The following is a 14,078-nucleotide window of genomic DNA, read 5'->3' as shown; positions in this document are numbered from 1 at the left end:
CCCTCACCGGTGCGCCGATAAAAAGCGGAAGTGGCCACCCGACCGCTTCCGCCTGAACCATAGGTATTAATGCGCGGGAGAGGACGCGCCGTCGTCCGTATCGTCATCACGGCGGTGTTGCTCTTCCTGCTGGCGTTCCTGATGTTTGCGCCGCTCCTCCTCACTCGGCTCCTTGATCTTGTACCAGGCCACGTACAGCGCCGGCAGGAACAGCAACGTCAGCAGGGTCGCGATGATGATCCCGCCGATCATCGCGTAAGCCATTGGCCCCCAGAACACTTCGCGGGCGATCGGGATCATGCCCAGGCTCGCCGCCGCAGCGGTCAGCAGGATCGGACGGCGCCGGTGTTCCGTGGCTTCCGCCACCGCATCCCACGGCAGATAGCCCGCCACCTCGTACTCATGAATCTGGGTCACCAGAATCACCGAGTTGCGGATGATGATGCCGATCAGCGCCAGAATCCCGAGGATTGCCACAAACCCCATCGGCGTCCCGGTCGGCACCAGCGCGAGCACAACGCCGATCAATCCCAACGGCGCAACGCTGGCGACGATGAACATCTTCTGCACGCTGTGCAGCTGAATCATCAGGAACGTGGCCATCAGGAAGATCATCAACGGCACAACCTTGGCGATCGGCCCCTGCGCCTTGCCGCTCTCCTCCACCGTGCCGCCCGTGGCGACCTTGTAGCCCACCGGCAAACCGGCGGCGAATTTGTCGATCTCGGGCTTGAGTTCCTTGACCAGGTCAGTCGGCTGCATGTCGTCGCTCACGGCGGCCTTGAGCGTGATCGTCGGTTTGCGATCGCGACGCCACACCAGCGGCTGTTCCAGTTCGTAGCGCACATTGGCGAAGGCCAGCAGCGGAATCGACGTGCCTTGGGGCGTGACGATCTGCAGGTTTTGCAGGGTTTCCGGTGACCCTCGCTCGGCATCCACCGCGCGACCAACGACGTTGATCAGGTAGATGTCATCGCGCACCTGGGTCACCGCCGAGCCGGTTACGACGCTGTTCATCAACTGCGCAACGTCCTCGGACGACAAGCCCAGCTGCCGCGCCTTGTCCTGGTTGATGTCGATGCGCAGGACTTTGCCGGGCTCGTTCCAGTCGTAGATCATCTCGCCGATGTGCTGGTTTTTGTCCAACAGCGTGGCGAGTTCGATGGCGTGCTGACGCACTTCATCAATGTTCTCGCCGCTGACCCGGTACTGAATCGGACGACCCACCGGCGGCCCCATTTCCAGCGCCTGCACATAAGTGCCGATGCCGACGAAGTCGTCACGCAAGCGTTTTTGCAAGCGCTCGGTCAACGCGCCGCGCTCTTCCAGCCCTTTGCTGACGATCACCAACTGTGCGTAATACGGGTTTTCCAGCTGCTGATCCAGCGGCAGGTAGAAACGCACCGCGCCTTCGCCGATGTAGGTGCTCCAGCTGACGATGTCCGGATCGTCCTTGAGGGTCGCCTCGAGCTTGTCCACCGCGCGGCGCGTCTCGTTGATCGATGCGTTCTGCGGCAGGTTGAGGTCGACCAGAATCTCCGGGCGGTCCGATGACGGGAAGAATTGGTTCTGCACGAAGCGCATGCAGAACAGCGACGTGGCAAATAGCAAAATCGTGATGATGATGGTCAGCCAGCGATGGCGCATGGCCCAGAACATCGAGCCGTTGAAGGCTCTGGCGATGCGTCCGGGCTTGGCGTTTTCGTCGTGCTTCTTCACGTTTTCGCTAAGGATGTGCACGCCGATCACCGGGGCGAACAGCACGGCAACGACCCACGACACCAGCATGGCGACGGCAATCACCGCGAACAGGGTGAAGGTGTATTCCCCCGCCGAGCTGGCGTTCAGGCCGATCGGCACGAAGCCCGCAACCGTCACCAGCGTACCGGTGAGCATCGGGAAGGCCGTCGAGGTGTAGGCGTAGGTCGCGGCCTGGGCTTTGGTTTCGCCTTTTTCAAGGCGCGACACCATCATCTCCACCGTGATCATCGCGTCATCGACCAACAGGCCAAGGGCAATAATCAGGGCGCCCAGGGAAATACGCTGCATGGTGATGCCGCTGTACTCCATGAACACGAAGACCATCGCCAGCACCAACGGAATCGAGCAGGCCACCACCAGCCCCGCACGCATGCCAAGGCTGATGAAGCTGACGATCAGCACGATCACCACCGCTTCAAACAGCGCGCTGGTGAAGCCGCCGACGGCCTTCTCGACCACCTGCGCCTGATCGGACACCACATGCACGCCGACGCCAATCGGCAGGTCGGCGGTCGCGGCGCTCATGCGTTCGTGCAGCTGTTTGCCGAACTCCTGAACGTTGCCGCCCTTCTTCATGGCGATGGCCAGGCCGATGGCAGGCTTGCCGTCGAAGCGGAACAACGGCTTGGGCGGATCCACATAGCCGCGGGTGATTTCGGCGATGTCGCTCAAGCGATAGAAGCGATCGTTGAGGCGCAGGTTGACGTTTTCGAGGTCTTTTTCCGAGGCGAACTGGCCGGAGGTGCGCACGGAAATGCGCTCCGGACCGGCCTCGATAACCCCGGCGGGCGTCACGGTGTTTTGCGATTGCAGGCTCTGCACGACCTGGCGCTGATCAAGGCCCAGTGCCGCCAGTTTGCGAGTGGAGAAGTTCAGGTACAGCACTTCGTCCTGCTCGCCGATCATTTCGACTTTGCCCAGACCCGGCACGTCGCGAATCTGGACGCGCACTTGTTCCACGTAGTCGCGTAACTGGCGCAGGGTCAGGCCGTCGGAGGTGAAGGCGTAAATCGATCCGTAAACGTCGCCGAACTCATCGTTGAACGCCGGGCCCTGAATACCTTGGGGGAACTGCCCGCGAATGTCATCGATCTTCTTGCGAACCTGGTACCAGATTTCGGGAATGGCCTCAGCGCTGGTGGTGTCGCGCAGGTAAACCATAACAGTGGACTCGCCCGGCCGGGTGTAGCTCTTCACGTAATCGAGGGAGTCGAGCTCTTCGAGCTTTTTCTCGATGCGGTCGGTGACCTGCTCCAGGGTTTCATCCACGGTCGCGCCCGGCCAGCGGGTTTGTATGACCATGGTCTTGATGGTGAACGAAGGGTCTTCTTCACGACCCAGGTTCATGTAGGAAAACACGCCCATCAGCAGGCCGACGAACATCAGGTACCAAACGAAAGACTGATGCTTGATCGCCCAATCGGAGAGGTTGAACTTCCCTTTCATCGCGGGCTTTCCTTATCGACTTTGATTTTCTGCCCCGGCTTGAGGCTATTGACCCCGGCGGTCACAACTCGATCGCCGTTGTTGACCCCACCGGCCAGTACCACTGAATCATCACTGCGGCTGACGACTGTGACGACGCGTGGGGAAACGGTCTGGTTCTGCACGTCGATGACCCAGATCTGCGTCTTGCCGTCGATCTCCTGAACGGTCGTGGCGGGCAATTCGATGCGCGGTTTGATCGCCGAGCTCAGGGTGACGCTGATCGCTGTGCCCAGACGGAAGGCCGCCGGCGTATCCGCCAGGGTCAAACGTGCGCGACGGGTGCGAGTGGTGCTTTCGGCCTGGGGCTCGAGTTCTCTCACGGTTGCGGTGGTGTTGATCTCCGGCTCCAGCTGGCTGGCGACTTTGAACACGACGTCGCTGGACAGTTGATCACCCAGTTGCGCCGGCAGGTCAATGACCGCCTCTTTGATGTCCGGGCGCGCCAGTGTCACCACCTGCTCACCTGCGCTGACAACCTGGCCGGCTTCGACCTTCCATTCGGTGACGACGGCATCGTGATCGGCGCGCAGCTCGCTGTAGCTCAGCTGATCCTTGGCCTGTTGCATCGCGGCCTTGGCCTGATCGTAGGAAGATTGAGTGGTCTTCAGGTCGGTGACTGCGACATCCAGCGCGGCCTGGGCGCCAACGCCGCGATCAAACAACTCTTGTTGCCGACGGGCGTTGGCCTGGGCGTTGATCAACTGGGCTTCGACCCGGGCCAGATCGCCTTGGGTCGAGCGCACTTGGTTCTGTTGGTCCGTCGGGTCGAGCACGGCGAGCATGTCGCCCTTCTTGACCTGTGCGCCGACGTCGACGCTGCGCTGGGCAATGCGACCCGAGACGCGAAAGCCCAGAGTGCTTTCATAGCGCGCGGCGATGTTGCCGGCGAAACGACCCAGGCTTTCCTGAGCCTGGGGTTTCACCTCAATGAACAGCACCGGCCGAACCGGCTCGGGTGCCGGCTCTTCCTTGCTGCATGCGCTCAACAACAGGCCCGCCAGCACAACCCCCGACAAGCGCTTCATTGCTGGGCTCCTGTCAGCTGTTTCGAGGCATCGGGGTACACGTCGGCGAGCTCCACCTGCATGTCCGGGTGCAGCAACTGGTTACCGGCAACGACCACTTTTTCACCATTCTTCAAACCGTCGACAATGATCACTTTGCCGGTCAGGTAGCGCCCGACCGTGACGCTGCGCAGGCTGACCTTGTTATCCCCATCGACCACCCACACCGCCGGCTTGCCGAGCTGATCGCCCAGGCCTTTGGTCAGCGCGGACCACGGCAGCTCGACGCTGGTCCTGGCCGGCACGCTCAGCGCGGCACTGACCACCGAACCCAGATCCATGCCCGGCGGCAGCGAGGTGAGGGCGATCTTCACTTGCAGCGTGCCGGTTTGCGCCGATACGGCTGGCGTGACTTCGCGCACCTTGCCGACGGCCTTGACCTTCGGGTTGTCCAGCAGCGTCACTTCGACCGGCTGGTCGGTCGGCGGGTTGACGAACAGCGACTCGTAGACGTTGAACACGGCATCGCGCTCGCCATCGCGGGCCAGGCTGAAGATCGGCGCGGTGGGCTGTACGACCTGCCCGACTTCGGCCTGCCGCGCGGTAATGATGCCCGGCGCATCGGCGATCAATGCGGTGTAACCCAGTTGCTCGCGGGCGTTGGCCAACTGCGCCTGGGCGGCTTTGAGCGCGCTCTGGCTGCCACGAAGCTGGGCTTGGGCGGAATCGTATTCACTGCGGCTGGTGTAGCCCTTGGGCAAGAGCTTTTCCTGACGCACGAAGGCGGCGGAAGTCTGTTTCACGCGCGCCTGCTCGGCGGCAACGGCAGCGAGGGCGGAATCGACATTGGTCTGCAGGTCTTTGGGGTCGAGTTTGGCCAGCACTTGTTTGGCCGACACCCGATCGCCCACGTCGACCGTGCGCTGAATGATCTTGCCGCCCACCCGGAATGAAAGCTGGGTCTGCACCCGCGCCTGGACATCGCCGGTCAGCGCGACGTCCGCAGCGAAATCGGCCGTCTTGACCTCCTGGGCCTGCACGCGTGCGCGCACCGGTTCCTGGGGCTTTTCCTTCCCGCAGCCAGCAAGCACGGCCAGGCACAGACCGAGGGAAAGAACGGTCAGACGACCATGAAAAAAAAGGGGTTGGGCGGGCATGCAAGCTCCTTGTGCCAATGCCGTTGCGACACCGCGCCGCCGGACGCCGTTGCGATGTGATCATGCGACTGTGAGCTTACATCAGGGTTCCTTGAGGCACCGAACTCTGCCGGCATCTACAGCGCACGCCAATCTACGCTAGAGCACGCCTGTTCGCGATGGGGGAGTCTGTGACATCGATGTTGGCAGACACACTGGCTTCGTGAGCGAGATCATTCTCATGAACATGACAACGCCGCAGTTCTACCTGTGGACACAAAAATGGTGGGAGCGAGCTTGCTCGCGAAGGGGTCGAGACACCCCGCTGCATCTCTAGCGCCTGAATCGCCGCCTTCGCGAGCAATCTCGCTCCCACAGGGGGTGTGTTTGATGCCAGACAGCGCGTCGTCTGGACGACGGGATATGCCACAGGTTCGCGGCGCGCCAAATATCTGGGTCGCACGCAAATCCACTGTAGGAGCAATCGGAGGTTACGACGGTCGCGAAGGCGGTGTGGCTGACACACCGCCCCCCATCAGGCCGGTCTAAACAGCCCGACCAACGTTGAGGATCAGCTTCCCGCGCCACCGTGGGCTTCTTCGAAGAAGAAGTCCTTCCAGCTGTCAGCCTTGTTTTTCAGCACACCCAGCTCGTGGAGCTTTTCGGCGTAGATGAACGTGCGCTGGGGCACGACGGTGAAGTCGATTTCCGGGTCGGAGACGATCTTCTCCACCAGCGGCAACGGCAGTTTGGATTTCTCGACGTCGATGTAGGTCTTCGCCGCCGCAGGCTTGTCGGCCTTGATGATTTTTTCGGCCTCCGCCAGTGCGTCGTAAAACGCTTTGTAGGTCTTCGGATTTTCGTCGTGAAATTTCTGGGTGGTGTAGAGGACGTTGAACGTCGCCTGGCCGCCCAGCACATCGTAAGAACTCAGCACTTTATGCACGTTGGGATTTTCCAGCTCCTGGTACTGAAACGGAGGACTGGAGAAGTGCGCGCTGATTTCAGAACCGCCGGCAATCAGCGCCGACGTGGCGTCCGGGTGCGGCAGGCTGACGGAGATGTTGTCGAATTTCTTGAAATTGTCGTTCCCGAACAGCTTGGCGGTTTCGATCTGCAACGTACGCGACTGGAACCCTACGCCCGCCGCCGGCACCGCGATGCGGTCCTTTTCAGTGAAGTCGTTGAGGGTCTTCACGTTGGGGTTGTTGCTGAGCAGGTAATTGGGCATCGAGCCCAGCGAGGCGATGGCCTTGACGTTCTGCTTGCCCTTGGTCCGGTCCCAGATGGTCAGCATCGGCGGTACGCCCGCCGACACCACGTCCAGCGCGCCAGCCAGCAGGGCTTCATTCATCGCGGTGGCGCCGGAGATGCTGTTCCAGTCGACCTTGATGTCCAGGCCCTGCTCCTTGCCGTGTTTCTCGATCAGCTTCTGCTGCTGAACGACGTCCAGAATCAGATAACCGATGCCGAACTGCTGGGCGATGCTGATCTTGCCTTCAGCGTGAGCGCCGCTGCTCAACAACGCGCCAGCCAGACTCAGGGCGGCGGCGAGCGCGGTCAGTGTCGGGCGCTTGAAAGGTGCAGCTGTTTTCAGAAATTCCATACATTTCTCACGATGAAGGCGAAAGGGGTGACGGACTCATGGCCCATTCAGCGGCCACAAGGCGGAGCGTTCGTTTGATAAAGCAGATCAGCGCTGCATGCCCCACCGCTTCACGGTCAGGCGCTCGACGTTACTGAACAGCAGGTTTTCCACCAGCAGACCAATGATGATCACCGCCGCCAGACCCGCGAATACCTTGTCGGTGTACAGCTCGTTGCGGTTCTGGAAGATGTACCAGCCCAGACCGCCCTTGCCCGAGGACGCGCCGAACACCAGCTCTGCGGCAATGAGGGTTCGCCACGCAAAGGCCCAGCCGATTTTCAGGCCCGCGAGAATCGAAGGCAGCGCCGCCGGAATCAGGATGTACCAGACGAACCGCAGGCCCTTGAGCCCGTAATTGCGCCCGGCCATGCGCTGGGTTTCCGAAACACCGAGAAACCCCGCGTACGTGTTCAATGCCAACGCCCAGAGCACCGAATGCACCAGCACGAAAATCAGGCTGTTTTCACCGAGGCCAAACCACAGCAGCGACAGCGGCAGCAGCGCGATGGCCGGCAACGGGTTGAACATCGCCGTCAGCGTGCCGAGCAGGTCGCGACCCAGTTGGGTCGACACCGCCAGCGTGGTCAGACCAAACGCCAGGACGATGCCGATCAGGTAGCCCTTGACCAGGACCGTCAGGGAGATCCAGACCTTGGTCAGCAATTCGCCACTGGCGATGCCGTCGATAAACGCCGAAGCGGTTTGCAGAAAGCTCGGCAGCAGCAGGTCGTTGCCCTGAATGCGCGCGGCGATTTCCCAGATGATCGCCAGGGCGACAAGGATGACGGCTTTACGCACCCAGCTCACCTGCCAGATGCGTTGCGCGAGGGGAATGTCGCGGGCCAGATCTTCCTGAGTGAAAGGCTCCAGCACGACTTCGTATTCTTCCCGCAGAGGGGGTGAAAGGCTCATGGGTGCAATCTCTTGAGGGGGCAGCTCGGCGAACCGCGATCAGTAGGCAATACGAACATCCTGAAACCGCAGATCCGGCTCGACCGCAGGCGCTTCGCCCTCGTCGAACAGCAGCCGGTGAATCCGCTGGGCAGACGCCTGGAACTCGACGCCGCCGAGGCTTTTCAAGTTGTACTGATGGCTGTTGATCTCGGCGCGCACGCGGCCCGGATGGGGCGACAACAGCAGAATCCGATTGCCGACCACCAGCGCTTCCTCGATGGAGTGGGTCACGAACAGCAGCGTGAAGCGCACCTCTTCCCACAGCTCCAGCAGCTCTTCCTGCATCTTGCGGCGGGTCAACGCGTCGAGCGCGGCGAAGGGCTCATCCATCAACAGGATCTTGGGCTGCATCGCCAGCGCCCGGGCAATCGCCACGCGCGCCTTCATGCCGCCGGACAAGGTGTGCGGGTAAGCGTCAGCGAAAGCGCTCAGGCCGACTTTCTCCAGGTAATACCGCGCACGCTCCTCGGCTTCACGACGCTTGAGGGTGCGCGAGGCCAGCAGCGGAAACATGACGTTCTGGATCACCGTCTTCCACGGCGGCAACTGGTCGAATTCCTGAAACACCACAATGCGGTCCGGCCCCGGCTCCCTGACCTGCTGACCGGCTAGGCGAATCTGCCCTTCGCTGGGCTGAATGAACCCGGCCACGGCCTTGAGCAGCGTTGACTTGCCGCAGCCCGACGGGCCGAGCAGGACAAAACGGTCGGCAGGATCGATTTCAAAACTGACTTGATGGGTCGCCCGCACCACGCGTTCCGGCGTGCGGTATTCAAGGCTGACGCCTTGTACTTGCAGCAGCGCTTCAGCGGTGGGCTGATTGGCCTGGTGCGCGTTCAAGCGATCGCTAGCCGTGTGGCTTTGCAGAACAGCATTCATGGAGCTCTCCTGGATCAGAACGGCGCATCGCCCTGAATGGTGGTGCGGTGCAAGCGACGGCGCAGGTGATCGGGCGTGCCGCCGGCCAGATGAATCAGCGAGCGGTTGTCCCAGAACACCATGTCGTTCTCCTGCCACTTGTGGCGGTAAACGCCTTCCGGGCGAACGCTGTGGGCGTACAGCTCTGTGAGAATTGCCTGACTCTCGTCTTCCGGCAGGCCGACGATGTGGGTGGTGAAGCCTTCGCTGACAAACAGCGCCTTGCGCCCGTTTTCCGGGTGGGTGCGCACGATCGGATGGCTGACCACTGCGACTTGGGCCAACTGTTCAGCGCTCAGGGTCGGGCGCCAGTTATCAGCGTTATGCCCATGGCTGTAGCGGGACGTATAGCTGTGCACCGCATTGCGACCTTCGACGGCTTTGCGCAGATGCTCGGGCAGCGTGTCCCAGGCCAAATGCATGTCAGCGAACAGGGTGTCACCGCCTTCGCTTGGCAGCTCCTGGGCGTAGAGCATCGAGCCCAGGCTCGGCAGTTCTTTGTAGGACAGGTCCGAGTGCCAGTATTTGCCGGCATCGCCCAGCCCGACCGGCTGGCCGTTCTCGACGATATTGGAGACGATCAAAATCTCGGGATGATTGGCGAGCAGGAATTGCTTGAGCACATGAATCTGCAGGACGCCAAAACGGCGACTGAAATCGATCTGCTGCTGCGGGGTGATGTGCTGATCGCGGAAAACAACCACGTGGTAATCGAGATGCGCTTGATGCACACGGGCAAAATCGGCGTCGTTGAGCGGACGGGACAGATCCAGACCGACGATTTCCGCGCCCACCTTTTCGGCGAATGGACGCACATCGAACTGCTGACCGGGCGCTTGCGCGGACGAAGCGTGGGAGGCTGCTGGCATGAGAACTCCGACTCCAAAAGGTGTGGCTGAGGAGGGAGGACTTTAAAGCTATAAGAAGCGAATTTTAAATATCGTTAGAGCATATGCATAGCGCCGAACGACCTAGCGACGGCCGTTGGCCATTACTGATCAGCGAGGCAGCTAAAAGCCGACTTATGCACAGGCGCTACGCTCGAAACGCAAAAACGCACTTGCCCGCCGTCACTTCCATGCACCCGATGACAGTACGTCAGCGGAGCGGGAGCAACGGCGGGCAAGCGCGTTTTGTATACGAATGCGCTGCAATCGCGCATTCAAGCCTTCATCAGAACGCCGGGATAACTGCGCCGTCGTACTTCTTGTTGATGAAGTCTTTGACCTGCTGGCTGGTCAGCGCCTTGGACAGCTTCTCGATCGCGTCGGTGTGAGCGTTGTCGGTGCGGGTGACCAGGTAGTTCACGTACGGCGAGTCGGAGCCTTCCAGAATCAGCGCATCCTTTTTAGGGCTGAGCTTGGCTTCCAGCGCGTAGTTGGTGTTGATCAGATCCAGGTCGACCTGATCCAGCGCGCGGGGCAGCAGAGCCGATTCCAGTTCGCGGAACTTCAGTTTCTTCGGATTGGTGGCGATGTCTTTCGGCGTCGACAGGGCGTTGGTCGGGTCTTTCAGGGTGATCAGGCCGTTCTTCTGCAACAGCAGCAGAGCGCGACCGGCGTTGCTGCCTTCGTTCGGAATGGCAACGGTTGCGCCTTCTGGCAACTGGTCAATGGACTTCCACTTCTTCGAGTAGCCGCCGAACGGTTCGACGTGTACGCCGACGCCGGTCACCAGGGTAGCGCCCTTGCCTTTGTTGAAGCCGTCCAGGTAAGGCTTGGTCTGGAAGTAGTTGGCGTCCAGACGCTTCTCGTTCAGTTGCACGTTCGGCTGCACGTAGTCGGTGAAGACCTTGATTTGCAGGTCCACGCCTTCTTTGGCCAGTTCAGGCTTGATCAGCTCGAGGATCTCGGCGTGCGGAACAGCGGTGGCGCCCACGACGAGCTTCTCGGCAGCTTGTGCAGCGCTGATGCCCAGAGAGAGAGCAGCCGCCAGTGCGGTGAACAAAAACGTCTTCTTCATGCGATGTCCTTAATAGAAATCGGGTCGCCTCGTGGGCGACTTTGTTTTCGGTCTGCCGCGGGATCGACCCTTGGCAGGGGAGCGGCTGATGCGGACAGTACCGAGATTTTTTATTCCGAGACAATACTTTTTAGTCGGATGGTTATGCCTTTTCGCTATCAGCGGGCATTTTGCCACCCGGCTACCTGCTCAGTGAGCTCAAGAGCCATTACCGGACCGGCAGATTCAGGTGCTCAGGCAGGATCTCCGCGCCGCTGCTCACCAGCAACGCGAAGTGAATGACATTCTCCAGCTCCCGTGTGTTGCCCGGCCAGTAATGGGCTTCGAGCACTCGTTGCGCGTCTTCGCTGATCAGCGGCATCTCAAAATCGAAGCGCTGGCTGTAAATCCCCAGGAAGTACTCGGCCAACGGCAGGATGTTGCCGGGCTGTTCGCGCAACGCCGGCAGGTCGAGGCGCCCTTCGTTCAGGTAGCGATAAAGCCGCTCGTGGAATTTGCCAGCGGCGACTGACAGGCGCAGATCGATGCTGGTCGCGGCGACCAGTCTGACGTCGACCTGGCTGGGTTGCGTAGCACCGACGCGGGTGACTTCGTGGTTTTCCAGCGCTGCCAGCAACTTGATCTGGATCGCCATCGGCAGGTCGGCGATCTCATCCAGGTACAACGTGCCGCCCGTTGCCGAGCCGAACCAGCCTGCCCGACTGCTGGCGGACCCGCTGTAGGCGCCGGCGGCGTAACCGAACAGCTCGGCGTCGGCGTAGGTCGAGCTGATGGCGCCGCAGTTGACCGACACGAATAACCCGGCCCGGTCGCTACCTCGATGAATATGACGCGCCAGCAATTCCTTTCCCGTGCCGGATTCGCCGCGGATCAACACGGGCAAGTCCAGCGGCGCCAGCAGTTCCATCTCTTCGCGCAATTGCCGCGATCGTGGATCGATGAACACCAAGGCCTTGGCGCGGATGCTCAGCGGGCTTTTTTCAGCATCAGGGAAGGTCAACAGCGGGTTGCTCGATAGGTCGGAAAGGCTCATGGCAGGCTCCCGCCCCGGCCACCCATTGACCGAAGCGTTTTAAAAAAAAGGCCGCAGCGCCTGTCGGTTCACTGCGGCGAAAGTGATCGTGAGAAAAGAGGTCTCAGGCGCAACGACCGTTGCAAACGCGATGGTCATGCGCGGCGGCGGTTGAAATGCTCGATGCGCCCTTGCAGCCGATACAGATAAGCGAAACCCTGTTCCCAGCGCTGATGCCCGGACTTCACGTTGATATGACCCGCGCCGCTGAGAATGCCGATTTCGGCGCCCCAGTTGCGGGCCATTTCCATCGCACGCAATGCGCTGACGGCTGAATCGTTATCGGAGCTGACCACTTGGGTCGGGAACGGCAGCAGGTGCTCGGGAATCGGCGCGAAATTGCGGATCGCCGGCGGGCAATTGGGGCGCTCGACGTCAGCGGGCGCCACCAGCAGGGCCCCGCGCACCTGACGCAAACTCGCCAGTGGCGCCAGCTGCGCCCAATGGGCGACGGTCACGCACCCCAGGCTGTGAGCGATGAGAATCACCGGGGTGCTGGCAGAGGCGATAGCGCGTTGCAGCTCGCCCACCCAATCTTCTCGGCGCGGCTTGAGCCAGTCGGCCTGCTCCACACGCACGCTATTGGGCAGACTGTTCTGCCAATGGGTTTGCCAATGGTCGTCGGCAGATCCTTGCCAGCCTGGCACGATCAGGTAACGGATCGATTCGTTATGCATGGCCTTCGCCTCCTGCATGTTGCGTTCATGGGGGCGAGTATAGGGATCGGACATATATTCGAAAAAGAATAAGAAGCTATTTATTAATAGCTCGAAAATATATGCCGCAGCTTCAGGGAAAGGCGCAAAAAAAAGAGGGCCACCCCCTGCCTTAAAGGGGTGACCCTGAGAATCACGCTGTCTGCCCCCAGCTCGCCGGGGATGAGCAGAGATTAAGGGGCGGTTGTTACAGAAATTTTTATCCGGAGAAATTTCCCACAAGCCGGCGAGACTGGCGCAATGGGCCGCCAGGTATCAACCGCGTGCAGGCTTGAGGACCGCGTCGTTTTCAGTCGTTCGTTCAAAGCGGTTGGCCCGCCCGAAGGTGCCGAAATCATTGAACCGCACCCCCATTTCAGCCATCACTTTGTGCGCAACGGGTGCCGTCATCTGGCGGATATAGAACGGCTCCTTCACCACGAAGTGATGAATGCCATGGGTGCTGCCGAAGTTGAAGCAGAACGCCTGCATCGGCCACATCCACCACGGATTGAGCACTTGGGTCTGCTGCATGACATTGCCCAGTTCGACGTCGCCGTAGTAATGCATGTTGGAACTGACGAAATGCAGACAGAAGGTACGCAGCACGTTCGGACCGACCAGGACCACGACAGCGACGTCGATGACGTGCATGACCGCCAGCGTGTTCGCCGACCAGTCAATCGAGCTGCCCATCAGACCGGCAATGCCATTGGCGGCATGGAAGCCAAGAAACACGTACCACGCACCCCAATTCAGCAGCGCCAGCGGCGCATAAACACGCAGGGTGCGCTTGAGAATGCTGAATTTGTGCGCCCATGTTTTCGCCCGCAGCATGCGGATCAGCGACGACATCACGTTATCGCCGACCATCAGCAACCGCGCTAGGCCCCACGGCTCGCCATTGGTAATGGCGCGCTCTTCCATATCTGCCTCGGTGCCGGAGACCTTGTGATGATTGAGGTGCAAGTGCCGACGAATCCAGGGATTGATCGTGCTCGGCCGCGCCATCCAGACCAATGCAAGCATCAGATTGTGGGGCACCCGCTGCTTGCGGAAATACATGCTGTGGATCAGGTCGTGTTCAAGCTCATGGGTCAGCGACGCAAAGAACGCATTCAGCAGCAGGCACGCCCACCAGGCCAGGTAACCCCCGATATAGAGCGTCGCGCTGCCAATCATGCCGGCGAGTGCGAAGCACAGGATGCCGGCGCCGATGGCATCCTGGTGCCGCAGCAGCGGATAGCGCTCTCGCAGCGCGGCGCCATGGGCGGAAACCACCGCACGAATATGCGCTGATCGTTGTTGTGCATTCAGTCCGGCAGCACTTGCAGAAGTGTCGTGCATGCTTCCATTCTCCGGTTTCAGGATAGAAAAACGTGGCACCACTGTGCCGCTTCAAGCCGGAAGCTGCCTGACCGTGAACGCCAATCTGTAGAC

The 14,078-nt window shown here is 60.8% G+C and carries 10 protein-coding genes and 1 pseudogene; all 11 read right to left on the bottom strand.

The features are described from left to right. Positions 1–66: 66 nt before the first annotated feature. Positions 67–3,207: an efflux RND transporter permease subunit gene (locus IFT47_RS13060; RefSeq protein ID WP_192173030.1), complete on the bottom strand. Its 3,141-nt coding sequence runs from the start codon at positions 3,205–3,207 to the stop codon at positions 67–69. Next, a complete protein-coding gene (locus IFT47_RS13055; RefSeq protein ID WP_192173031.1) occupies positions 3,204–4,274 on the bottom strand; it encodes an efflux RND transporter periplasmic adaptor subunit in 1,071 nt (356 codons plus the stop codon). The genes IFT47_RS13060 and IFT47_RS13055 overlap by 4 nt, the downstream gene beginning before the upstream one ends. Then, positions 4,271–5,410, bottom strand: coding sequence for an efflux RND transporter periplasmic adaptor subunit (locus IFT47_RS13050; protein ID WP_192173032.1), 1,140 nt, complete (start codon positions 5,408–5,410; stop codon positions 4,271–4,273). The genes IFT47_RS13055 and IFT47_RS13050 overlap by 4 nt, the downstream gene beginning before the upstream one ends. A 550-nt stretch (positions 5,411–5,960) precedes the next feature. Beyond that, entirely contained in the window at positions 5,961–6,995 is a 1,035-nt protein-coding gene (locus tag IFT47_RS13045) for an ABC transporter substrate-binding protein (protein ID WP_192173033.1), read from the bottom strand. 87 nt (positions 6,996–7,082) lie between these two features. After that, the gene (locus IFT47_RS13040; protein WP_122536747.1) at positions 7,083–7,949 is read right to left on the bottom strand and encodes an ABC transporter permease; all 867 of its coding nucleotides are present in this window, start codon (positions 7,947–7,949) and stop codon (positions 7,083–7,085) included. A 39-nt stretch (positions 7,950–7,988) separates the two neighbouring features. Further along, positions 7,989–8,870, bottom strand: a complete 882-nt coding sequence (locus IFT47_RS13035; RefSeq protein ID WP_407073235.1) for an ABC transporter ATP-binding protein — start codon at positions 8,868–8,870, stop codon at positions 7,989–7,991. 14 nt (positions 8,871–8,884) lie between these two features. Beyond that, positions 8,885–9,778, bottom strand: a complete 894-nt coding sequence (locus IFT47_RS13030) for a TauD/TfdA dioxygenase family protein (RefSeq protein ID WP_192173034.1) — start codon at positions 9,776–9,778, stop codon at positions 8,885–8,887. 304 nt (positions 9,779–10,082) lie between these two features. Beyond that, complete coding sequence (locus tag IFT47_RS13025; RefSeq protein WP_192173035.1) at positions 10,083–10,871, bottom strand: MetQ/NlpA family ABC transporter substrate-binding protein; 789 nt, start codon at positions 10,869–10,871, stop codon at positions 10,083–10,085. A 217-nt stretch (positions 10,872–11,088) separates the two neighbouring features. After that, positions 11,089–11,904, bottom strand: a pseudogene (locus tag IFT47_RS13020) (sigma 54-interacting transcriptional regulator); the annotation flags it as partial. A gap of 134 nt (positions 11,905–12,038) precedes the next feature. Then, on the bottom strand, positions 12,039–12,620 hold the full coding sequence (locus tag IFT47_RS13015) for an alpha/beta hydrolase (protein ID WP_192173037.1): 582 nt from the start codon (positions 12,618–12,620) through the stop codon (positions 12,039–12,041). A 294-nt stretch (positions 12,621–12,914) separates the two neighbouring features. Continuing rightward, complete coding sequence (locus IFT47_RS13010; protein WP_192173038.1) at positions 12,915–13,985, bottom strand: fatty acid desaturase; 1,071 nt, start codon at positions 13,983–13,985, stop codon at positions 12,915–12,917. Between the last annotated feature and the right edge of the window lie 93 nt (positions 13,986–14,078).

It is taken from the genome of Pseudomonas sp. CFBP 13711 (assembly GCF_014842265.1).
Classification (GTDB): Bacteria; Pseudomonadota; Gammaproteobacteria; order Pseudomonadales; family Pseudomonadaceae; genus Aquipseudomonas.
Note: the sequence above shows the minus strand (reverse complement) of the source record. Positions and strands in the feature narration are given on the sequence as shown.